Here is a 24,206-nt window from a genome sequence, read left to right on the forward strand (position 1 = left end):
GACGGCCTGCGCACCGTGCCACGACGGCCTGCGCACCGTGCCACGACGGCTTCCGTCCCGTGTGCGGGCGGAAGCCGTCGTCGTGACGCGTGCGGCGCGTCAGTCGCGTCCGCGGCCCTGCGCCAGCCGGTCCAGCACGGCCCGCGCCATGGCCTGCTCGCCCTGCGCGTTGGGGTGCGCGGGGGCCGCCGGCGCGGCCGGCTGCAGGGGCTCGATCCAGCGGTCCGCGGGCGCCTTGCACATGTCGTGGCCGACGGTGGGCCCGTACGTGTCGACGTACTCGGCCCGGTTCCAGCCGGCGACCAGCCGCAGCATCAGGTTCACCCGCTTCTCGGTGTCCCGCAGATAGGGGAAGTCACCCTGTGCGAACGGCACCGCCGGGAAGCAGCCGACGCCGTCGTCGGGCAGCAGGTCCGGGTAGCCGACGACGACCACCCGGGCGTGCGGCGCCCTGGCGTGCACGGCACGCAGCACCCGGTCGACCTTCGGGGCGGTCTCGGCGATCGTGACGGCCAACTGGTCGTACCCGGACGCGTTGTAGGACCGCTCGCACGGGTTGCCGGCCGGGTCCTGGACGGACAGCCGGGCGCAGGTGCCGATGATCGAGCCGAAGCCGACGTCGTTGCCGCCGATCTGGACCGTCACCAGGTCGGTGTCCCGGTCCAGCGCGTCGAGCTGGGGCTTGTTGGTGCCCTGTGCCTGCCACATCTCGGCGGTCGTGGCCCCGCTGCAGCTGACGTCCGTGAACGTCGTCGCCTGCTGCTGCGCCGCGACGAGCGAGGGGTAATTACGGTCCGAACGGCGGCAGTTGGCGTCCACCTGCTCGGGGATGGCGGGACCGGAGGTGTAGGAGTCACCGAGGGCCACGTAGGCGAGGTGGCGACCGGGGCCGGGGTGTGCGGCGGCCGGTGTCGTCACACCGGCGGCCAGGGCGCAGCCGCCCAGCGCCGCCCCGAGCACGGCGGCCCGCCGCCTGCGTCTCGAAGCACCCCGCGGACGTGTCTCGTTCACCATGCATCCTCCCCCTCGGGCCTGGACCTCGCAGTCGGGCGGCACCGACGAGCGGCCCTCGTGCGTTCGACTGGGTCTGTATACCGTCCGGTAGGTCCCGGCGACCAGAAGCGGGAACCCACGAGTTGAGGGGCTTGTGCGCTCGCCCTGTCGCCCGGTCGGGTGTCCCCCGGTGCGCACCGGGCACGAGCGAGGTGCGGTGGTCTGCCGCCCGGTCGCCGGTGAAGTCCCCAGCCACTGGGCCGGGTTGGCGTCGGCGCTGACCTGTACGGACGGGCGGCCGGCGCCCGGGCGAGCGCGGACGATGTGAAAGGGTGCGAAGGTCGACGCCCGCCCAACGGAAAAGAGAAGCACCGGCATGGCCCTGATCCACCACACCACCCTCAAGCCGAGCAAGGTCGACCTGCTCGCCGACTGGCTGCCGACCCGCCCCTGGTACCGGGGCGGACCGGAGCCGGTGCTGGAGAAGGCCGGCGGGTTCCGGCTGGACGACCCGGAGGGCGAGGTCGGGATGGAGTTCATGGTGGTCACCGACACGACCGGCGACGGGCGGACGGCCTACCTGGTGCCGCTCACCTATCGCGGTGCACCGCTGGAGGGCGCCGAGCACGCCCTGGTCGGGACGATGGAGCACGGGGTGCTGGGCAAGCGCTGGGCCTACGACGGCTGCCACGACCCGGTCCTGGTCGGCGAGTTGCTGTCCCTGGTCGAGGGCAGGGTCCAGGCACAGGACCAGAGCCTCTCCGACACGCCAGACCGCGAGGTGACCCGCTCCCACACCGGCGCCCCCTTCTCTGCGGCCGGCTTCGCCCCCGAGCCCGTCGACGACCAGGACGGCACCCGCGTGCCCGTACCCGGGGGCGCCACCCTCCATGTCCACCGCGTCCTGCGCCCCGTCCCCGAGAACCCGCCGCTGCCGCCGCAGGGCGCTGCCGGTCACGTGGCGGGCGGCTGGTCCGGCCCGGACGGCACCCGTCTCCGGGCGCTGTTCATGGTGCTGCAGACCGGCTGATCCGCCGCTTCCCGGGCCGGTGCATCAGGAGCACCGGCCCTCACTTCGCCCAATCTTCTGGCATGGGCAGGTCAAATCTGTCACTCTTTCGGCAGTCGTGGCCCCGACCTCGTCAGGGCGCGGCGCACCCCACGCACAGCGATCACGCAACCCCACCGAGGCCGCCCCCGGCGCACCCCGCCGGCCGGCGGTCACCGAGCAGGCCGGAACCCGGCCGCCGCAAAGGAGCAGCGTTGAGATCGACCCCCCACAAGGCCCTCGGCGCCGGTGTGCTCACCGTCGCCGCGCTGGCCGCCCTCTCCCTCCCCGGTACTCCCGCCGCCGCCCAGCCCGCCACGGCACCCCTGGCCGCCACCTGCGCTCCCACCCAGGTGGTCGCCAACGGCGGCTTCGAGAACGGCACCTCCCCCTGGACCCAGTCCTCGTCCACCGTCATCACCAGCCGCACCGGCGAGACCGCCCACGGCGGCAGCTACTACGCCTGGCTGGACGGCACCGGCAGCACCCGCACCGACACCCTGACCCAGAGCGTCACGATCCCGAGCGGATGCAGCACCGCCACCCTCACCTTCTGGCTGCACGTCGACACCGCCGAGACGACCTCGTCCACCGCCTACGACAAACTGACGGCGAAGATCGGCACGACGACGCTCGCGACGTACTCGAACCTCGACAAGAACACCGGGTACGTCAAGAAGTCGATCGACGTCTCGGCGTTCATCGGCCAGACCGTCGACCTGTCCTTCACCGGCACCGAGGACTACAGCCTCCAGACCAGCTTCGTGCTGGACGACATCGCCCTCGACACCTCCGGCGACACCACCCCGCCGTCCACGGACTCCACCCGCACCCCGGCCACCCCGTCGTACACCGTCAACCTGAGCAGCGACAGCAGCGGCACCAGCTGGAACGGGCACGAGAGCGTGTCCTTCACCAACGCCTCCGCCACCGCGCTCAGCGAGGTCTACCTGCGGCTGTGGGACAACTACCACGGCACCTGCTCGGCGATGCCGATCACGGTCACCAACGTCACCGGCGGGACCGCCGGCTCCCTCTCCGCCGACTGCACCGCCCTGAAGATCACCCTGCCGGCGCCCCTAGGTCAGGGCCAGAGCGCCACGATCGGCTTCGACCTCGGTATCACCGTGCCCAGCGGCGCGGACCGGTTCGGCCACGACGGCGCCTTCAGCTTCATCGGCAACGCCCTGCCGGTCCTCGCCGTCCGCGACGCCGCGGGCTGGCACCTGGACCCGTACACCAACAACGGCGAGTCGTTCTACTCCCTGGCCGCCGACTTCAAGGTGACCCTCGACCACCCCAGCAGCCTGCTGGTCCCGGCCACCGGCGCCTCCACCGACACCCCCGGCTCCAGCGGCCGTACGATCACCACCGCGACCGCCGCCAAGGTCCGTGACTTCGCCTGGGCCGCCGGGCCCTTCACCAAGATCTCCGGCACCTCGCCCGGCGGTGTCCCGGTGAACGTGTACTCCGTCTCGGGGATCAGCTCCAGCAGCGCCCAGTCCATGCTCAGCACGGCCGAGTCCGCGGTCGACGCCCACGCGGCACGCTTCGGCGCCTACCCGTACGGCGAACTGGACGCGGTCCTCGACAACAACTTCTGGTTCGGCGGCATGGAGTACCCGGGCTTCGTCCTCGACCTGGTCAGCACCACCGCGCTCACCCACGAGATCGCCCACCAGTGGTGGTACGGCATCGTCGGCGACGACGAGTACAACAGCCCCTGGCTGGACGAGTCCTTCACCGACTACGCCACCGACCTCGCGCTCGGCAAGACCGGCACCAACTGCTGGAGCAGCGTCTCCTGGGCCTCCAGCGCGGAGAAGATCACCAATTCGATGGCGTACTGGGACGCGAACTCCTCCCGCTACTCCACCGTCGTCTACGGCTACGGCAAGTGCGCCCTGCACGACCTGCGGCGGCTCATCGGCGACACCGCCATGGCCAAGCTGCTGAAGGACTACGCGACCGCCCACTGGTACGGCGTGTCCACCACGGCCGAGTTCAAGGCGGCGGCCCAGGCCGCCACGAGCACGGACCTGACCTCCTTCTGGAGCCAGCACCGCATCGACGGCTGACCCGGCCACCGGCCGGGCTCACCCGAACGGGCCAAACCCGGCCGGACAAGGGTTCGTTGGGCGGTACCCGGAGTGCGGTACCGCCCGACCGCGGGTCAGATGGATTCCGTGCGAAGCGACATACACCTGACCGCCACCGGTGTCCTGACCGGCCTGCTCCTGTCCCTGTCCGCCCCGGCCGCCCGGCCCGCCTCCGACCCGGTCCCACCCGTGCGGGGCCGCGCCTACATGGGCATCGGCGTCCTCGCCCACGACGGACGCGACAGCACCGACGACGAGACCACCGCCGACGACGGCACCCGCGACGACGGCACCGGTGACGCCGCCCCCGACACCCGGACCGGGCAGACCGAGGGCGTGGACGTCTCCGGCCACCAGCGTGTCGTCGCCTGGCAGACACTGTGGGACAACGGCACCCGATGGGCGTACAGCAAGGCGACGGAGGGGACGTCGTACAAGAACCCCTACTTCGCCCGGCAGTACAACGGCTCGTACGCCATGGGCATCATCCACGGCGCCTACCACTTCGCCACCCCCGACACCAGCCGCGGCGCCGCCCAGGCCGACCACTTCGTGGACCACGGCGGCGGCTGGTCCGAGGACGCCAGGACCCTGCCCGGCGCGCTCGACATCGAGTGGAACCCCTACGGCGACGCCTGCTACGGCAAGTCCAAGAGCGCGATGATCCGTTGGATCCGCGCCTTCCTGAAGCGCTACAAGGCGCGCACCGGCCGGAACGCCGTCATCTACACGTCCACCACGTGGTGGACCCGGTGCACCGGCGACTACACCGGCTTCGGCGCGACGAACCCCCTGTGGATCGCCCGCTACGGCCCGACACCGGGGCCGCTGCCCTCGGGCTGGTCGTCGTACACGATGTGGCAGTACACCTCCTCCGGGAAGACGGTCGGCGACCACGACCGGTTCAACGGCACCCCGAGCGCACTGCGGGACCTCGCCACCGGCTGACGCCCCCGCCCCGCCCGACCCCGTCAGAAGGAGGGCCCGGCAGCCCGGTCTGCGTCCGGTGCTGCGTCTTCTTCCCTATGAGCCCCGTGACGCCGGCGGCAGTCTGCTGCAAAACACGGCTTGGAGGCTCACAGTGACAGCAGGCCCGGCCCCCGAAGGGGCACCGAACGACGGCGACACCCGTACGGCATCCTTCGCGCAGCGCCGGCTGTGGTTCCTGGACCAGCTGGCCGGCACCTCCACCGGGTCGATGCTGCCGCTGGTCCTGCGGCTGCGCGGAAACCTCGACGCCGACCGGCTCGAACAGTCCCTGACCGAGGTCGCGGCGCGGCACGAGGTGCTGCGCACCCGGTTCACCGCCGTCGACGGCGAGCCGGTGCCGGTCGTGGACGCCGCCACCGGCGTCGTGCTGCACAGGATCGCGGTGGACGGTCCGGACGACCTGTTCGCCCGCTGCCTCGGCCGGCCCGTCGACCTGTCCGCACAGCACCCGGTCCGGGCCACGCTCGCCCAGGTCGCCCCCGACGACCACCTGCTGCTGATCGAGGTGCACCACATCGCCGTGGACGGCTGGTCCTGGGGCGTCCTGCTGGACGAACTCGCCGCCGGATACCGCGGCGAGCCCATCACACCGCCCGCCGTGCGGTACGCCGACCTCGCCCGCGCCCAGGCCGAACGGCTCTCCGGAGCACGCCTGGAGCGGCTGCTCGGCCACTGGCGTGAACGCCTCGACGGCCTGACCCCGCTGGACCTGCCCACCGACCGGCCGCGCCCGCGCGTGTGGGACGGCTCCGGCGACGTCGTCCGCTTCGACCTGCCCGCCGACCTGGTCGCCGGAGTCGACGCCCTCGCCCGCACCGGACGCGCCACCCGCTACATGCTGCTGCTCACCGCCTACCAGGCCCTCCTCGGCCACTGGTCGGGCCGTACGGACGTCGCCGTGTGCAGCACCCTCGCCGACCGCGGCGCGCGGGGCGCCGACCGCCTGATCGGCCCGCTCGTCAACACGGTCGTCCTGCGCACCGACCTGTCCGGCCGGCCGGGCTTCGCCGCCCTGCTGGCCCGGGTGCGGGCCCAGGTCCTGGGCGACCTCTCACACGCCGAGGCCCCCTTCGACCAGGTGGTCGGCGTGGTCGGCGGCGACCGGGACCTGTCCCGGCACCCGCTGGCCCAGGCGTCGTTCACCCTGCTCAACACCCCGATCCGAGCGGTGCGGATGCCCGGCCTCGACGTACGGCTCGTCGAGCCGCCACTGACCCAGACCCCGCTGGACGTCTTCCTCGACCTCACGCTGCGCACCGACGGCAGCATCGCCGCCATCCTCCAGTACGCCACCGCCCTCTTCGACGCCCCCACCATGCGGGCCTTCGCCCGCGCCTACGTGGCCCTGCTGCGCGCCGTGCTCGCCGACCCCGACACGCCCGTGCAGGACCTGGCCCGCACCCTGCCCGGCATCCCCGGCGCACCCGCCCGCCCCCGCCCCGACTGGCACCACGCCCCCGACACGCCCGCCGCCCCGCCGTCCTCGCCCGCCTTCTGCGGCGCCCCCGACGCGACCGCTCTCAGCTGCGGCGACGACAGCGTCACCTACGCGGAGCTGGACGCCCTCACCGGCGGACTCGCCGCCGCCCTCACGGCGGCCGGTGTCGGTGCCGGCAGCGCGGTGGGCGTGCTGCTGCGGCGCGGCCTGTGGTCGGTCGCCGCGATCGAGGGCGTCTGGCGGGCCGGCGGCGCCTACGTACCGCTCGATCCGGAACTGCCGGCAGAACGGCTGCGGTTCATGGCCCAAGAGGCGCAACTGGCGTGCATCGTCACCGATCCGGCGACGGCCGCGACCGCAGACGGACTCGCACCGGTCACCGTCGACGTCACCACCGTCACCCCGGACGCGCACGGCCCCCGGCACCGGCCGCACCCGCGCGAGCTGGCCCACGTCATCTTCACCTCCGGCTCCACCGGCCGGCCCAAGGCGGTCGGTGTCGAACACGCGGCCCTCGCCTCCCACGTGGCCGCCGCCCGGCAGCGCCTCGGCATCACCGCCGCCGACCGGGTGCTCGCCTTCGCCTCCTTCTCCTTCGACGCCTCCCTCGACCAGGTGCTGCCCGCGCTCGCCTCGGGCGCCACCGTCGTCATGCGCCCCGACGAGCCCTGGCTGCCCACCCAGGTGCCCGAGATCGTCCAGCGGCACGCCCTGACCGTCGTCAACGTGCCCCCGACCTACTGGGCGGAACTCACCCTCTGCCTCGACCGGCGCCTGGCCGCCGCACTCGCCCCGCTGCGCCTGCTGGTGCTGGGCGGCGAGGCCGTCCCGGCCGACACCCTCGCCGTCTGGCGGGCCGCCGTGCCCTGGGCACGCGTGTGCAACGCCTACGGGCCCACCGAGACCACGGTCACCGCCACCACCTACGACGCGGGCGACCCGCCCGACGGCAGCGTGCCCATCGGCCGCCCCCTCGGCCGGCGGCGGGTGTACGTGGTCGACGCCGACGGCGAACCCGTCCCGGTCGGTGTCTCGGGCGAACTGCTCATCGGTGGCACGGAAGTGGCCCGCGGCTATCTGAACCGGCCCGCCCTGACCGCCGAGCGCTTCGTGCCCGACCCCTACGGGCCGCCCGGCAGCCGGCTGTACCGCACCGGCGACATCGTCCGCTGGCGGCCCACCGGAGACCTGGAGTTCGTCGGCCGCCGCGACGAGCAGGTCAAGATCCGCGGCTTCCGCATCGAACTCGGCGAGGTGGAGACGGTGCTGCGCGCCTGCCCGCTGGTCGCCGCAGCCGCCGCCCGCCCCGACCGCGCCACCGGACGCAGCCTCGTCGGCTACGTGGTACCGGCCGCCGACGCCGCCCTGGCCGGCGATGCCGCCGTGGACCGGGCCGAACTGCGCGCCTGGTGTGCCCGCTTTCTGCCGCACTACGCCGTACCCTCCGAGTTCGTCGTCCTGGACGCCCTTCCGGTCGGCGTCTCCGGCAAACTCGACCGGTCCGCCCTGCCCGACGCGGCCCACGCCCGCCCCGCCGCCGGACCCGGCTACGTCGCGCCGCGCGACGAGACCGAGCGGATCGTCGCCGAGGTGTGGGCGGACGTCCTCGGGCTGGACCGGATCGGCATCGACGACGGCTTCTTCGACCTCGGCGGACACTCCCTGCTCGCCACCATGGCGGTCTCCCGGATCGCCCAGCGCCTGGGCCGCGAGATCGAACTGCGCACCGTCTTCGAGAACCCCACCGTCCGCGGGTTCACCCCGCGCGTGGCCGCCGCCCGCGCCTGCGGAGCCGCCGAGGTCGTCCCCGTCGACCGCACCCGGCCGCTGCCGCTGTCCTTCGCCCAGGAACGCCTGTGGTTCCTCGACCGCACCTCCGACCGCGGCGACTCCTACCTGCTGTGGTACTGCTGGCGGGTGCGCGGCGGTCTCGACCGCGCCGCCTGGCAGCAGGCCCTGGACGACCTGGTCGAGCGGCACGAGGTGCTGCGCACGGCACTGATCGAGTCCGACGGCCGCCCGGTGCAGCAGATCTGCGACCCGGCCGGGGTGCCGCTGCACTGGGAGCGGGCACCCGGGGCCCCGGACGAGACCTCCCGCCTGGACGCCGTACGCCGGCAGGCCGCCGCCCTGGCCACACGCCGCTTCGACCTCGCCCGACCGCCCCTGCTGCGGGCCGGCGTGTGGGAGCTGGCCGACGACGACCACGTGGCCGTCCTCGCCCTGCACCACGCCGTCACCGACGGCTGGTCCAAGGGTGTCCTGCTGGACGAACTCGCCGAGCACTACGCGGCCCGGCGCCAGGGCCGTGCCGCCCCGCTCGCGCCGCTGCCCGTGCAGTACGGCGACTTCGCCGTCTGGCAGCGCGACCGCGCCGACAGCGGCGCCCTGGAGCCGCAGCTCGCCTACTGGGAACGCACCCTGGACGCGGCACCCGCCCTCGACCTGCCCACGGACCGGCCCCGGCCGGCCGCGTTCACCGGCAGGGGCGGCGCGGTCGAGGTCGAGCTGCCCGCCGGGCTCGTCGAACGCGTGGACGCCTGTGCGCGCGAGCACGGCGCGACCCGCTTCATGGTGCTGCTGGCCGCCGCCCAGGCGGTCCTCGCCCGCTGGTCCGGGCAGACCGACGTGTCCGTGGGCACTCCCGTCGCCGGGCGCGGCCGACTCGAACTGGAGCCGCTGGTCGGCTTCTTCGTCAACACGGTGGTGCTGCGCACCGACCTGTCCGGACGGCCCTCCTTCGCCGAGCTCGTGGAGCGGGTGCGCGACGTCGTCCTGGGCGCCTTCGACCACCAGGAAGTGCCCTTCGAAAAGGTCGTCGAGCGGCTGCGCCCCGAACGCGACCTGTCCCGCAACCCGTTGTTCCAGGTGATGGTGGACGTACAGGACGCGGCCACCGGCGGCAGCGGACTGCCGGGCCTGGACGCCACCGCCTTCGCCCTGCCGTGGGGATCGGCGAAGTTCGACCTGACCGCCACCTTCCTGGTGCGGCCCGACCGGTTCGCCCTCAACGTCGAGTACGCCGCCGACCTGTTCGACCCGGCGACCGCGACCCGGTTCGCCCGGCACGTCGGCCGGGTGCTGCGCGCCCTCCTCGACGATCCCGGCAGCCGCGTGGACGAGGCCGCTCTGCTCGGCACGCGGGAACGCGGCCGTCTGGTGGCCGGCGCCGGAAGGGACGCGGCACCCGCCCCCCGGTTCCGGACGGCAGGAGAGCCGCACCACCCGGCCGTGGTGTGCGAGGGGGAGACGCTCGACTACGCACAACTGGACGCCCAGACCGGTGGATTGGCCATCGCGCTGACCGACGCGGGGGTGCGGCCGGGCGACGCGGTGGGCGTCTGCGTCGGCCGGGGTGTGTGGCCGGTGGCGGCGATGCTCGCCGTCTGGCGCACGGGCGGCGTCTACGTCCCGCTCGATGCCGGGCTCCCCGCGGAGCGGCTGCGGTACATGCTGGACGAGGCGGGCGTACAGCATGTGGTCACCGACGCGCCCACCCGGGAGAAGGTCACCGGACTCGGCGCCGTCGCGATCGACATCGGGCAGGCCCGGCCCTCGGCACCGGACGCACCCCGGCACGTGCCGGACCCCCACGACCTCGCCTACGTCATCTTCACCTCCGGCTCCACCGGCCGCCCCAAGGCCGTCGGCGTCGAGCACCACGCCCTGGACGCCCATGTGGCGGCGGCCCGCCAGGTGTTCGGGCTGACCTCCCGGGACCGGGTGCTCACCTTCGCGTCCACCTCGTTCGACGCCTCCCTGGAACAGATCCTGCCCGCGCTGAGCACCGGGGCCACGGTGATCGTGCGCCCGGACGAGATCTGGTCGCCGGAGGAACTCGCCGACCGGGTCGCGGCCGAGCGGGTCACCGTCATGGAACTCACCCCGTCCTACTGGGCCGAGCTCGTGGCCCGCCTGGACACCCTCGCACCCCGGCTGGCCTGCCTGCGGCTGCTGGTGACCGGGGGAGAGGCGCTGCCCGCCGACCCCCTGGAGCGCTGGTTCGCGCAGCTGCCCGGGGTGCCCGTGGTCAACACCTACGGACCCACCGAGGCGGTGATCTCCGCCACCGCGCAGCCACTCTGCGAGGCCCCGAGCGGCCGGGTGCCCATCGGCTACCCCCTGGGCAGCCGGCGCGCCTACGTCGTCGACCCCCTGGGCGGCCTCGTCCCCGAGGGTGTGCCGGGCGAACTCCTCATCGGCGGCCCGGAGCTGGCGCGCGGCTACCTGGGCAGGCCCGCGCTGACGGCGGAGCGGTTCGTGCCCGACCCGTTCGGCTCCCCGGGCGGCCGGCTCTACCGCACCGGTGACGTCGTACGCCGACTGCCCTCCGGCGAGCTGGAGTTCCTCGGCCGCAACGACGACCAGGTGAAGATCCGCGGGTTCCGTGTCGAACCGGGGGAGGCGGAGGCGGTGCTGCGTGCCCATCCCGGCGTCCGGGCCGCCGCCGTCGTGGTCCGCGCCCCGTACGGCGAACCCGCCCTCGTCGGCTACGCCGCCGGCAGCGGCCTGTCCGCTCAGTCCCTGGAGACCCACTGCCGGGCCCGCCTGCCCCACTACCTCGTCCCGTCGGCCTTCGTGGTCCTCGACGCCCTGCCGCTGACCGTGCAGGGAAAGCTGGACACCGCCGCCCTGCCCGAACCGGCGGCGCCCGCGCCGCGCGCTTTCGTGGCACCGCGCACCCCGGCCGAGACGGTCGTCGCGCAGATCTGGTGCGAGGTGCTCGACCTGCCGCGGGTCGGCGTCCACGACGACTTCTTCGCCCTGGGCGGGCACTCCCTGCGCGCGGTGTCCGTCACCTCCCGGCTGCGGACCGCGTTCGACTGCCCGCTGCAGGTCCGGGACCTGTTCGAACACCCCACCGTGGAGCGGCTCGCCGCCGAGGTGGAGCGCCGGCTGCTGGAGCTGATCTCGCAGATGAGCGACGACGAGATCGACCTCTCCCTGACGGCCGACTTCTGAGCACGCGCTGCTGAGCCCGCTGCTGAGCACCCACCTCTGAGCACGGCTTCCGTGCGCCGCTTGCGAGCGCCGGCTTCCGGGGGCCGCACCGCCCCTTTCAACGGCTTCCTTTTCCAAGAGTGAGATCGGAGTGCCCCCATGACCACATCCGACGTGCGTCCCGGCCCCGCCGCCCCGGGCGGCGGACTGTCCCCGGCGGCCCGGCGCCTGCTGGAGCAGCGGCTGCGCGGCCGGACCGCCGCCCCGGACGACGGCCCGACCCGCCTGCGGCCGCGCCCGGACCGGATCCCGCTGTCCCCGGCCCAGCAGCGCCTGTACTTCCTGGACCGGCTCGACCCCGGCGCCGCCACCTACCTGCTGCCCGCCGCCTGGCGGTTCACCGGCCCGCTGGACGTCCCGGCCCTGCGCGCGGTCGTGGCGGACCTGGTCGCCCGGCACGAGCAGCTGCGCGCAGTGTTCCCGGAGCACGAGGGCATCCCGTACCAGCGGATCCTGCCGGCCCCGGGCGGTGTCCTGGACGTCGTGGAGGTGACCTCACCGGCCGGCGCGGACCGGGAACGGCACCTGGCCGCCGCCGTGCACGCCGCTGCCGTCCAGCCCTTCGACCTCTCCCGCGAACCCGCCTTCCGCGCCACCCTCGTGCGGGCCGCCGACGACGACCACGTCCTGGTCCTCGGCATGCACCACATCGTCTCCGACGGCTGGTCCCTGGACCTGATCGTCCGCGACCTGGCCGAGCTGTACCGGGCCAGTACCGGGGGCCGCAGTGCACAGCTGCCCGAACTGCCCCTGGACTACGCCGACTACGCCATCTGGCAGCGCACGTGCGACCAGTCCGCCGCGCTGGACCACTGGCGCTCCCGGCTGGCCGGCCTGACCCCGCTGGAGCTGCCCACCGACCACCTCCGCCCGGACACCCCCGGCGATCGCGGCGCCGCCCACACCGTCACCCTGCCGGCCGCGCTGACCGAAGGCATCGCCGCGCTGGGCCGGCGCTTCGGCACGACCCCGTACATGACGGTCCTGGCCGCCTTCCAGGCCGCGCTGGCCTTCCACACCGGGCAGAGCGACATCGCCGTCGGCACCGTCGTCGCCAACCGGGAACGGGCCGAGACCGAACAGCTCGTCGGCTTCTTCGTCAACACCCTCGTGCTGCGCGGCGACGTCAGCGACGACCCGACCCCGGCCGCGCTGCTGGCCCGCACCCGCGACCGGGTCCTGGAGGCGTTCTCGCACCAGTCGCTGCCGTTCGAACAGGTCGTCGACGCGCTGAGCCCACAGCGCGACCTCGCCCGCAACCCGCTCGTCCAGGTCCTCTACACGCACACCGACGCCACACCCGGCGGCTTCGACCTGGACGGCACCAGCGGAACGCCGTACCGGATCGACCTCACCACCGCCAAGTTCGACCTCACCCTCGACCTGCGCGACGGCGCCGGCCGCACCGACCTGGTGTTCGTCTACCGGCCCGACCTGTTCGAGGAGACCTCCGTCGCCGCGCTCGCCCGGCACACCGTGGCCCTGCTGGAGGCGTTCCGCGCGACACCCGACACCCCGCTCAGCGCCGTCGACCCCCTCACCCCCGCCGAACGCGCCCGGTTGCTCGGCCCCGAGGGCCCGGCCAACGCCGGCACCGACCCCATCCCCGCGCCCGCCACCGCCCCGGAACGCCTCGCCGAGTACATCGCGGCCACCCCGCACGCCGTCGCCGTCAGCGGTTCGGGCCGCTCCCTGACGTACGGAGAGCTCGACGCGCGCGCCTCCGCCCTGGCCCGACGGCTGCGCGCCCGCGGCGTCACCCGTGGCTCCCTCGTCGGTGTCTGCCTCGACCGCACACCCGAGCTGGCCGTCGCCCTGCTCGCCGTCTGGCGCGCCGGAGCCGCCTACCTCCCGCTCGACCCCTCCCACCCCAGGGCCCGGCGCGAGTTCACCGTCACCGACTCCGGCATCGACTGGATCGTCACCGACGCGGCCACCCGCCCGGCGGTCGAGGGCCTGCCGGCCGGCCTCATCGAGCTGGACCCGGACGACCACGACCAGGCGCCGGACGACGGCGATACGCACCCCGCGCCGGACGACCTCGCCTACGTCATCTACACCTCCGGCTCCACCGGCCGCCCCAAGGGGGTCGAGGTCACCCACGGCAACCTCGCCTGGCTGCTCGGTGCGGCCGACCGGCACTTCGACTTCGGTCCCGCCGATGTGTGGACGCTGATGCACTCGCCCGCGTTCGACTTCTCCGTGTGGGAACTGTGGGGCCCGCTCACCAGCGGCGGACGGGTCGTCGTCCTCGGCGCGGACGAGGTGCGCGACCCGGCCGCCGTGCACCGCACGTTGCGCGAGGAGGGCGTCACGGTCCTCAACCAGACCCCGGGCGCCTTCAAGGGCCTGCGCGCCCACCTCGCGGACACCGGAGCCGACTTCACCGGACTCGCCCTGCGTACGGTGATCTTCGGCGGCGACGCCTTCGACGTAGGGGACTACCGCACCTGGTTCACCACTCCCGGACCACGTCCCGCCCTGGTGAACATGTACGGCATCACCGAGACCACGGTGCACGTCACCCTCCGCACCATCACCGAGGAGGACGTGCACGGAGCCGTCCGCTCGCCCATCGGCCGCCCGCTGGCCGGACAGCACGGCTACGTCCTCGACGCCTGGGGCAGACTGGTGCCGCCGGGCAGCGTCGGCGAACTGTACGTCTCCGGCGGCGGTGTGGCCCGCGGCTACCGCAACCGGCCCGAACTGACCTCCGAACGCTTCCTCGACGACCCCTTCGGCGCGCCCGGCGCCCGCATGTACCGCACCGGCGACCTCGTCCGGGTCCTGCCCGACGGCCAGTTGGCGTACGTCGGCCGCGCGGACCACCAGGTGAAGATCCGCGGCTACCGCATCGAGCCCGGCGAGATCGAGACCGCCCTGCGGGCCCTGCCCGGCGTCGCCGACGTCGCCGTGGTGGCCCGCCGCGACGGCCGGGCAGCCCGCCTCGTCGCCCATGTCGTCACCCCCGAGGGGCGCCCGCTCGACGCACCCGCCCTGCGCGAGGGACTGCGCCTGACCCTGCCCGACTACATGGTCCCCGCCCTCTTCGTCCGTCACGAGCGGCTGCCGCTGACCGCCAACGGCAAGGTGGACCGCGCCGCGCTCACCGCCGTCGAGCCCACCGTGACCGGGCAGGGCACCCACGTGCCGCCCGAGGGACCCGTGGAGCAGGCGCTCGCCGGTGTGTGGAGCCAGGTGCTGGGCAGCGAACACGTCAGCCGCACCGGCAACTTCTTCGAGCTGGGCGGCGACTCCATCCTGGCGCTGCGCCTGGTCGGTCTCGCCCGCCAGGCCGGCCTCGGCTTCACCGTCGCCGACGTCTTCCGCTCCCGCACCCTCGCCGACCTGGCCACGGCCGTCACCGACGTCGTCGACGTCCCCGCCCCCGTCGCTCCCTTCTCCCAGCTGGACCCGGCCGACGCCGACCGTCTGCCCGACGGGCTCGCGGACGCCTACCCACTCACCATGCTCCAGGCCGGCATGCTCCACGAGATGCTCGCCGACCCCCGGCGCGGCGCTTACCACAACGTCACCGACCTGAAGATCACCGTCCCGGAGGGCTTCGACCTCGCCGCCTTCCAGGCCGCCGTGGACGCGGTCGTCGCCGCCCACCCCAACCTGCGCACCTCCGTCGATCTCGTCTCCTACCGGGAACCCCTCCAGCTCGTGCACCGCAGCGCCCACCTGCCCGTCGGCTACACCGACCTGCGCGGACTGCCGCAGGACGAGCAGCGGGCCCGACTGCGCGCATTCGTGGAGGAGGAGTTCGAACGCCGCTTCGACCTCGCCGCCGCGCCTCTCGTGCGCATCCACCTCCACCACGTCACCGACCACGACCTGCGCCTCGTCCTCACCGACTGCCATGTCGTCCTGGACGGCTGGAGCCTGACCTCGCTCGTGGCCGACCTGCTCGCCCTGCACCGGGAGGCCGTGGCCCACCGCACCACCCCCCGCCCGCCGAGCGCCCCCGCCTTCGCCGAGTACGTCGCCCTGGAGCGGGCCGCGCTGAACAACGAGGAGTCACTGGAGTACTGGCGCCGCTGCCTGGCCGACCTGCGGCCCGTCACCCTCGGCCGGCGCGTGGCCGGCACCGCGGCGGGGCAGCCACCGGTGCACGAGGCGCGCCGCTCCTACGCCCACCTCGCCGAGGGCGTCGGCCGGCTGGCCAGGCAGGCCGGAGTGCCCCGCCGCACCGTGCTGTTCACCGCCTTCCACCACACCATGAGCCTGTTCGCCGACCGAGACGACGAAGCCATCGGCCACAGCATCGGCCTGGTCACCAACGGACGGCCGGAGATCCCCGGCGCGGACAGGATGCGCGGACTGTTCCTGAACACCGTGCCGTTCGGTGTGGCCCGCCCGCGCGGCAACTGGCTCGCCTACCTGCGGGACGTGTTCACGGCCGAGCAGGAGATGCTCCCGCACCGCAGGGTTCCCTTCGCCCGCATCGCCGGGCTGCGGCCCACCGAGACGAGCCTGACCGATGCCGTCTTCAACTACGTCAACCTCCACCGGCTGTCGCACGAGTCCTGGGACGACTCCCTGGAGATCGCCCGCACCATGTTCCCGGTGATGATGAACGCGAGTGTCAACGCGTTCACCCTGGACACCGACCCGGAGTTCGCCGCCCCCGCCACCGCCGAGCAACTCGCCGACGTGTTCTGCGCCCAGCTGGAGGCCATGGTCGCCGACCCGCACGCCCGCGTGATCCGGCCCGCGCTCACCGGCGCCGCCCGCACCACGGCCATCGACGTGTGGGGGCGCGGACCCGACATCCCCTCGTCCTCGCTGCTGTTTCACGAACACATCGCCGCGCAGGCGGCCCGCACCCCGGACGCGGTCGCGGTCGAACACCTCGGGCAGGAGCTGACCTACGGCGAACTCCAGCGGCAGACCGAGGAGTTGGCGTGGCGGCTGCGCGGACTGGGAGTCGGGCCCGACACGGTGGTCGGTATCTGCGTCGAGCGTGGACCCGACCTGGTCCGTGCGGCGGTCGGTGTCCTGCGCTCGGGCGGTGCGTTCCTGCCGCTCGACCCCCAGCACCCCACCGAGCGGCTTGCGTTCATGGCCGAGGACAGCGGCATGCGGGTGCTGCTCACCCAGCGGGCGCTCGACGGGACCGTGCCCTTCGACGGACCGGTGCTCCACCTCGACGCCCCCATGGCACCGGTGGACCCGGTACCGGGCCCGGACGCCGGCGCCGACAACCTCGCCTACGTCCTCTACACCTCCGGCTCCACCGGTGTCCCCAAGGGCGTCGGCATCCCGCACCGCGGCCTGTCCAACCTGATCGAGGGCCAGCGCGACCTCGTCCGCGTCACCCCCGAGGACCGTGTGCTGCAGTTCACCTCGTTCGGCTTCGACGTCTCCATCCACGAACTCACCTCGTCCCTCGCCAACGGGGCGCGCCTGGTGACCGCGCCGAAGGAAGCGCTGCGTCCCGGCCCGGACCTGGCCCGCACCCTGCGCGAGCAGCACATCACCTGCGCCGTGATGACACCCAGCGCCCTCGCGGTCCTCGGTGAGGACGACTTCCCCGAGCTGCGCGTCCTCCAGGTCTGCGGCGAGGCCTGCCCGGCCGAACTCGCCGACGTATGGGCGCGCGGGCGCCGCTTCCACAACCTGTACGGCCTCACCGAGACCATCGTGTGGTCGGTGGTCGCCGAACTGAGTCCCGGCCGGGGCCGCCCGCCCATCGGCATCCCGATCCGCAACACCAGCGCCCACGTCCTGGACGAGGACCTGCAGCCGGTCCCCGTCGGTGTGCCCGGCGAGGTCTACCTCGGGGGACAGGCCGTCGCCCGCGGCTACCTCGGCCGGCCCGCGCTCACCGCCGCCACCTACGTCCCCGACCCCTACGGCGCCCCCGGCGAGCGCCTGTGCCGCACCGGCGACCTCGGCGTACGCCGGCCCGACGGTTCGGTGGAGTGGCTCGGCCGCGGCGACAGCCAGGTCAAACTGCGGGGGTGCCGCATCGAACTCGGCGAGATCGAGCATGCGTTGCGGCAGATGCCCGAGGTGCGGCAGGCGGTCGTCCTGCACCGCACCGACCTGCCCGGCGAACCGGCGCTCGTCGCCTACCTCGTCACGCGCGGTCCCGAGCAGCCCGACCCCGAGGAGCTGCGCGGCGCCCTGCGCGCCTGCCTGCCCGCCTACATGCTGCCCGCCCGCTTCGTCTTCCTCGACCGGATGCCCGTCAACCGCAGCGGCAAGACCGACAAGCGGGCGCTGCCCCGGCCGTCCGCCGACCGCGGGCCCAGCGACACCGAGTACGTCGCCCCGGCCACCCCGGCGGAGAAGGTCCTCGCCGAGGTGTGGCGCGAAGTCCTCGGGCTGGCCCGCATCGGCGTCCACGACGACTTCTTCCGCATCGGCGGCAGCTCCCTGTCCACGGTCCGCGTCTCCCTGATGGCCGCCGAAAGAGGCCTGACCGTGTCGGTCGGCGACCTCATCGAACACCCGACGATCGCCCGGCTCGCCGCCCACGCCACCCGTACCGCCGGCGCGGCCCAACCGGCCGCCGTGAGCTCCGAGGTACGGCTGCGCGAAGGCGCGGGGGAGCCCCTGTGGTGCATACACCCCTCCGGCGGCAGCGCCGCCTGGTTCGTGCCGCTCGCCCGCGCCCTGCCGCCCGGCCGGCCCGTGCACGCCTTCCAGGCGCGCGGCCTGCTCGGCGGTGTCGACCCGAGCACCGTGACCGGCATCGCCGCCAACTACGTCGCCGAGATCACCGATCGGGCCGGTGACGGCCCGCACGCCCTGCTCGGCTGGTCCATGGGCGCCAACATCGCCCTGGAAATGGCCACCCAGCTGCACCAGGCCGGGCACCGCGTGGACCCACTGGTCCTCATCGAGCCCTATGTGCCCAACGCCGCCGCACGGGCCCGGCTCACCGGCGTCACCAAGGACCTGCGTGACGCCCTGCGGCTGCGGAACCGGCTGCGCGAGCTGCCGCCCTCACCCCAGCGCGACCGGACCACGGCCGAACTCACCGCCACGCTGCTGGGCGCCGGCATGAGCCCCGCCGAGGCCGCGCTCGTGGAGAACGCGCCGATCGAGGTGTGGCACTCCCTGCTCGCGGCGCTGGCCGCCTACGAGCCCCGCCCCTACCCCGGCCATGTGCACCTGGTGATCGGCAGCGAGGCCGCCGGGACACCGCGCGGCCGGACGATGCCGGGCCTCGACGCCGACTACGACACCTACGTCGCACGCTGGGGTGAGGTCGCCGAAGGCGGGCTCACCCTGCACATCAGCGACGGCGACCACATGTCGATGCTGGCCGAGCCGCGGGTGTCCGGCATCGCCGCCGTGCTGGCCGGGATCGAGGCGGAGGGTAACCGATGACCACCACCGCCCCGGCCTTCACCGAGCGCTACCTGCTGTCCCCGGACGCGGTCGCCGAGCCCTACGGCTACCTCAACGCGCTGCGCGCGCACGCCCCGGTGCACTGGAGCCCGATGCACCACGCCTGGCTCGTCACCGGCTACGACCATGTGATGCGCTGCCTGCGCGACCCAGCGGTCTCCGCGGACCGGGTCCGGCCGCTGATGGACGCCGTACCGCAGGGGGCCGGCGAGGACGCCGAACGCGCCTTCGGGATCCTCGCCCGCTGGATGGTCTTCAACGACCCGCCGCAGCACCGCAGGCTTCGCCAGGTCTTCCAGGAGGCCTTCGCCGCCCGGGCCGTCGCCCGCTACCGCGCCTTCACCGAGAAGGCCACCGCGGCCGTCCTCGCCCGCCGGGCCGTCCCGGGCCGCGGCGGCGACCTGATGGCCGACATCGCCAAACCGCTGCCCGCGCTGGTCTTCGCCCGCTGGCTCGGCATCCCGCGCACCGACGCCCCCTCCTTCTGGTACTGGAACGCCCGCGTCGCCGACCTTGTCCTCGGCACCGCCCAGGAGGAGAGCGAGTACCGGGCCTCCCTGCAGGCGCTGGTGAGCCTGGAGGACTACCTGGGCGCGCTGGTCGCCCGCCGCCGGGCCGAGCCCGGTGACGACCTGATCAGCCAGGTGCTGCGCGAGGGCCGGGTGGGGGAGTCGGTCAGTGAGGAGGAGTTCGTCGGGATGCTCACCCAGATGGCGTTCGCCGGCGGGGAGACCACCAGCAACCTCATCGCGAACACCGTCCTGGCCCTGCACATCCGCCCCGACCAGCTCGCCGCCGTCCGCGCCGACCCCGCGCTGGCCCACGGCGCCGTGGAGGAGACCCTGCGCCTGGACGGCCCGTCCAAGATGTCGATCCGCACCGCCGCCCGCGACCTGGACCTGGACGGCCGCACCCTGCGCGCCGATGACCGCATCTTCCTGGTCACCGCAGCCGCCAACCGCGATCCGGCTTGCTTTCCGGACCCCGACCGGTTCGACGTCCGCCGCACCGGCTCCACCCACCTCGGCTTCGGCTTCGGCGCCCACTTCTGCATCGGGGCCGCGCTGGCCCGCCTCGTCGCCGTGGCCGCCGTCACCACCCTGGTCCGCGACCACCCGGACCTCACCCTGACCGACCCCGACCGGCTCACCTGGCAGCCCTCCCTGCTCAACCGCAGCCTCACCGCCCTGCCCGTGCGCTACTGACCGGCGCTTGCCTGCCGCGGCATCCGGTTCCGCCGGATGCCGCGGCCCCTTCACGACCGACGACGAAAGGCTCGACCATGGCCACCACTGTTGCCGGCGCCGGTCCGCGGCTGTGGGCACCCGCCCGGCACCGCCCCTTCCGACTCCTGTGGCTGGGACAGTCGCTGTCTCTGCTCGGCGACGGCTTCAGCGTCGTCGCCTTCTCCTGGATCACCCTCGGCCTGACCGGCTCCACCCTCACCCTCGGCTACGTCCTGGCCTTCCAGGCCGTACCCAGGGCCCTGCTGACCCTCGTCGGCGGCACCCTCGGCGACTCGTGGTCCACACGCACGCTGATGGCCGCCTCCAGCTGGACCCGGGCGGCACTCATGACGGCGGTCGGACTGACCGGTCTGACCGGGCACCTGACGGTGTGGCTGCTGTGCGCGGCAGCCGCGGCCTTCGGAGTCGTGGACGCCTTCTTCCAGCCCGCGCGCGTGTCCATCCTGCCCTCCGTCGTCGACGAGGACCTGCTCACCCAGGCCAACGCGCTGCTCGGCGCGGGCACCCGGACCGCCGCCGTCATCGGCCCCGCCATCGGCGGCATGGTCATCGCCGTCACCCGGGCCCCGGTGGCGTTCCTCGTCGACGCCGTCTGCTTCGCCCTGTGCGGCTGGTGCGTCGCCCGCATCCGCACCCGCACCCCCGTGACCCGCCCGGACACCGAGGCGGCCGAAGAGGCACCCCAGTCCCTGGGCGCCCGTATCCGCGAGGGCGTCACCTACACCTGGCGCGACCCCCGGCTGCGCACCGTCGTCGCCCTCGACACCGCCGTCAACTTCTGTTACGCCGGGCCCTTCACGGTCGGCTTCGCCACCCTCGCCGACCAGGTACTACGGGGCGGTTCGGCCACCCTCGGCGTGCTCAACGGCTCCCTGGCCGGAGGCGCGATGCTCGGCACCCTCGCCGGCGGCGCCCTCGGCGGCCGCCCCCCGGTGGGCCTGCTGATAGCCGGGCTCGCCGGCTGGCTCGGCGCCGGAATGGCCGTCCTCGGCCTGGTGCACAGCACCGCCGCCGTGGTCGTCACCGTGCTCGCCATGGGCTTCGCCATCGGCTTCCAGGGTGTGTTCGGGCTGAGCTGGATCCAGCGCAACATCCCGCAGAGCGTCCTCAGCCGGTTCGTCTCCGTGGACATGGTCCTCGGCTACGCCGCGGCACCGCTGTCGCTCGTCCTGTGCGGCGCGCTGGCCCGCAGCAGCACGTTCGCCCTGTTCGGCGTGGTCGCCGCCGTGCTCGCCCTGACCGGACTGGCCGTCCTCGCGTCGCGGGCGGTGCGGGAGATGCGCTAGTAGATGATCGAGTCCGAAGTCCGGGCTGGTCAGTGGTCGCAGGCGGTCAGTGATCGCTTGCTGGTGGCACCGGTCTTGGTGTTGTGCCAGATTGCCGCGGCCATGGCCAGCAGGCGCTGACCGATCCGGGCGAAGATCCCGCCGTAGGTCCGGGCACCGTGCCGTTCAGTGACAGCTGCTCTTCGAGGGTGTCGAAGACCGCCTCGATCCGCTGGCGCATACGCAGCAGCTTGCGCTCGGCGGGGGTGGAGGCCGGGTCGGCGGTGCCGCGCCGGGCCGGGCGGACCAGGTGGACGCCCAGCTCGGCGCGCAACTGCTCGAACTCGCCGCCGGCGAAGCCCTTGTCGGCCAGCAGTACCTGGCCCTCGGCCACCAGGTGGTGGTCGGCCTCCGGCATCGCGGTCATCACTTCCCGTTCGAGCTTCGGGTTGGCCAGGCACCACATCAGCGGCATGCCCTGAGCGGAGGTGAGCAGGTACAGGCGCATCCCCCAGAAGAACCGGGAGTGCGAGGCGCAGTAGCCGTATCCGGCCTCCCCGGCCAGGTCCGAGCGCTTCGTGGTCTCCCGGGACATGCCGCACGGCACAGGCGTGGAGTCGATCAGACGCAGCCCGTCCACTCCGGTCGGGGTGACCAGCGCCGACTCTCGGATCATTGCCGCGATCAGCGGCCCGGCCGCGCGCAGCCGCTTGTTGTAGCCGGACTGCTCCAGGACGTACGGGAACAGATGCCGCAGGTGCTTGCGGGCGTAACGGGTCCAGTGCCGCTCCCCGGCGAACCCGAGCAGCACCTGGGCGATCGCCAGAACTCAACGCCTGTGCCGGGACGCGATACTTGGCACCTGCTCTGAGCCGTGACCTGGGAAGCGATGCCGTTCGTGCCTCGATAGGTGGCATCGGCGTGCCAACCTGCCTGGCACCAGCTCGTGCCGCCGCAGTCGACGAACCTGTTCGAGGCGCGGGCGAAGCGGCCTCACCCCGGCAAGCGTGCCGTGATCACCAGGGCACGACGCCGGCGTCGTCGAAGAACTTGCCGGTCGGGCCGCCATCGGGCAGCGTCGCGAGTCTGACGGCGATCAGCGCGCCCTGCTCCGCGGTGCGGTCCCCGAAAAAGCCCGTGAAGTCGGTCGCGACCAGGCCCGGGCAGGCGGCGTTGATCAGGATGCCCGTGCCTGCGAACTGCCGGGCGTACTGCACGGTCACGGCGTTCAAGAACGACTTCGACGGCGCGTAGGCCGCCATGACCGCGCCCAGCTCGACATCCGGGTCGGACTGCAGGGCCACGGAGCCGACGCTGCTGGACATGTTGACGATGCGCGGCGAGGACGAGCGGCGCAGCAACGGGAGCATCGCGTTCGTCACCCGGATGACGCCGATCACGTTGGTCTCCACGACCGCGCGGACCACATCGAGGTCCAGGGTCGTCGGGTCCTGCGCCCAGTCCGGGCCCATCGGCCCGGAGACACCCGCGTTGTTGACCAGCACGTCCAGCCGTCCGGCCTGGCGCTCGACCGATGCCGCGGCGTCGGCGGCGCTGCGGTCGCCGGTCACGTCCAGCAGCACGCCGAACGCGTCGGCCCCGCCCGCGCGGAGCTTCTCGACGGCGGTTTCCAGCCGGGCCGCATCCCGCGCTCCCACGGCCACCCGGTACCCCAGGGCGCCCAGGCCCGCAGCGATCTCGTAGCCGATTCCCTTGTTCGCGCCGGTGACCAGCGCGACCTTCGTTTCGCTCATGCAGGCCATGCTGCCCCTGGATTCCGGGTGCGGTCCAAGACCGATCGGGTGGGCGACGATACCTTCAGGGTATGGACGCCGGTATCGTGGCCGCATGGAGACCCGGGAACTGCGCTACTTCGTCGCCGTCGCCGAAGAACTGCACTTCGGGCGCGCCGCACAGCGGCTCGGGATCGCCCAGCCACCCCTGTCCCGCGCGATCCAGCAGCTCGAACGCCGGCTCGGAGCAGTGCTGCTGGACCGGACCAGCCGCACCGTCACGCTGACCGAGGCCGGCTCGGTGCTGCTGGACGAGGGCCGGGCGGCCCTGGACGCGGTCGCCGCCGCCGAGCGCCGGACCCGCCGCGCGGCCGGGAGCGCGACCGGCCGTCCCGGCCTGGTCCTGGCCGCCAAAGCCAGCGCCTCCCGGGAACTGCTGGCGAAACTGCTCGACACGTACGCCGCCGAACCCGGTGCGCTCCCCGTCGACGTCATCCTGTGCGGCCCGGCCGAGCAGGAACGGCTCCTGCGCGAGGGCCGGGCCGACGTGGCGCTGCTGCACCGGCCGTTCGACTCGACGGCCGGGCTTCACACCGAAGAGCTCAGCACGGAGGGCCAGGTGGTGGTCCTGCCTGCCGGACATCCGCTCACCGCTCGGGCCCATGTGCACATGGCCGACATCACCGGGCTGCCGGGCCTGCCCCTGCCACGCTGGCCCGACCCCGACGGCACCTACCCGCCCGGCCCCGGCCCGCAGGTCCGCGACAACGCCCAGTTGTTGCAGCTCGTCGCGCTCGGCCGGGCTTGCGCGGTCTCACCGGAGTCGTGCCGAGCCCAACTGCACGGCGACCTCGCCGCCGTGCCCGTGCTGGACGCGCCGAAAGTCACCACCGTGATCGCCTGGCCACCGCACAGCCGGTCCAGAGCCGTCGCCGACCTTGTGCGGACTGCGACACATCTCCAGTAGTTCCACCATGCATGGCCAGGTCCCATACCGATCGTGGCCCGGCTCAGCAACAGGTTT

The 24,206-nt window shown here is 73.4% G+C and carries 11 protein-coding genes; 8 read left to right on the plus strand and 3 right to left on the minus strand.

Annotation, left to right across the window (positions count from 1 at the left end; genetic code table 11):
* Positions 1-99 precede the first annotated feature (99 nt).
* The gene (locus tag K7G59_RS14995) at positions 100-1,014 is read right to left on the minus strand and encodes an SGNH/GDSL hydrolase family protein (RefSeq protein WP_225834338.1); all 915 of its coding nucleotides are present in this window, start codon (positions 1,012-1,014) and stop codon (positions 100-102) included.
* A 355-nt stretch (positions 1,015-1,369) separates the two neighbouring features.
* Between K7G59_RS14995 and K7G59_RS15000 the strand changes: the two genes are divergently transcribed.
* The 7 genes from K7G59_RS15000 to K7G59_RS15030 all read left to right on the plus strand — a co-directional run bounded on the left by K7G59_RS15000 (position 1,370) and on the right by K7G59_RS15030 (position 21,470).
* Complete coding sequence (locus K7G59_RS15000; RefSeq protein WP_225834340.1) at positions 1,370-2,023, plus strand: 1,4-alpha-glucan branching protein; 654 nt, start codon at positions 1,370-1,372, stop codon at positions 2,021-2,023.
* 233 nt (positions 2,024-2,256) lie between these two features.
* Positions 2,257-4,119, plus strand: coding sequence for a M1 family aminopeptidase (locus K7G59_RS15005; RefSeq protein ID WP_225834342.1), 1,863 nt, complete (start codon positions 2,257-2,259; stop codon positions 4,117-4,119).
* A 99-nt stretch (positions 4,120-4,218) separates the two neighbouring features.
* A complete protein-coding gene (locus K7G59_RS15010; protein WP_225834344.1) occupies positions 4,219-5,088 on the plus strand; it encodes a lysozyme in 870 nt (289 codons plus the stop codon).
* Between the two features lie 133 nt (positions 5,089-5,221).
* A complete protein-coding gene (locus tag K7G59_RS15015; protein WP_225834346.1) occupies positions 5,222-11,530 on the plus strand; it encodes a non-ribosomal peptide synthetase in 6,309 nt (2,102 codons plus the stop codon).
* A gap of 138 nt (positions 11,531-11,668) precedes the next feature.
* Complete coding sequence (locus K7G59_RS15020) at positions 11,669-18,916, plus strand: non-ribosomal peptide synthetase (protein WP_263976330.1); 7,248 nt, start codon at positions 11,669-11,671, stop codon at positions 18,914-18,916.
* On the plus strand, positions 18,913-20,142 hold the full coding sequence (locus K7G59_RS15025) for a cytochrome P450 (RefSeq protein WP_225834348.1): 1,230 nt from the start codon (positions 18,913-18,915) through the stop codon (positions 20,140-20,142). The genes K7G59_RS15020 and K7G59_RS15025 overlap by 4 nt, the downstream gene beginning before the upstream one ends.
* A 77-nt stretch (positions 20,143-20,219) precedes the next feature.
* Entirely contained in the window at positions 20,220-21,470 is a 1,251-nt protein-coding gene (locus K7G59_RS15030; protein ID WP_225834350.1) for an MFS transporter, read from the plus strand.
* A 46-nt stretch (positions 21,471-21,516) separates the two neighbouring features.
* Here the strand turns inward: K7G59_RS15030 and K7G59_RS15035 are convergent, their stop codons facing one another.
* Together K7G59_RS15035 and K7G59_RS15040 are read right to left on the minus strand one after the other, a co-directional pair.
* Entirely contained in the window at positions 21,517-22,260 is a 744-nt protein-coding gene (locus tag K7G59_RS15035; RefSeq protein WP_225834353.1) for an IS982 family transposase, read from the minus strand.
* A 205-nt stretch (positions 22,261-22,465) separates the two neighbouring features.
* The gene (locus K7G59_RS15040) at positions 22,466-23,203 is read right to left on the minus strand and encodes an SDR family oxidoreductase (RefSeq protein WP_225834355.1); all 738 of its coding nucleotides are present in this window, start codon (positions 23,201-23,203) and stop codon (positions 22,466-22,468) included.
* A gap of 94 nt (positions 23,204-23,297) precedes the next feature.
* On the opposite strand from K7G59_RS15040, the gene K7G59_RS15045 reads away from it, so the two are divergent.
* Positions 23,298-24,149: a LysR family transcriptional regulator gene (locus tag K7G59_RS15045; RefSeq protein WP_225834356.1), complete on the plus strand. Its 852-nt coding sequence runs from the start codon at positions 23,298-23,300 to the stop codon at positions 24,147-24,149.
* Positions 24,150-24,206: the final 57 nt, after the last annotated feature.

Origin of the sequence: Streptomyces sp. NK08204, assembly GCF_020400585.1 — a bacterium.
GTDB lineage: Bacteria > Actinomycetota > Actinomycetes > Streptomycetales > Streptomycetaceae > Streptomyces.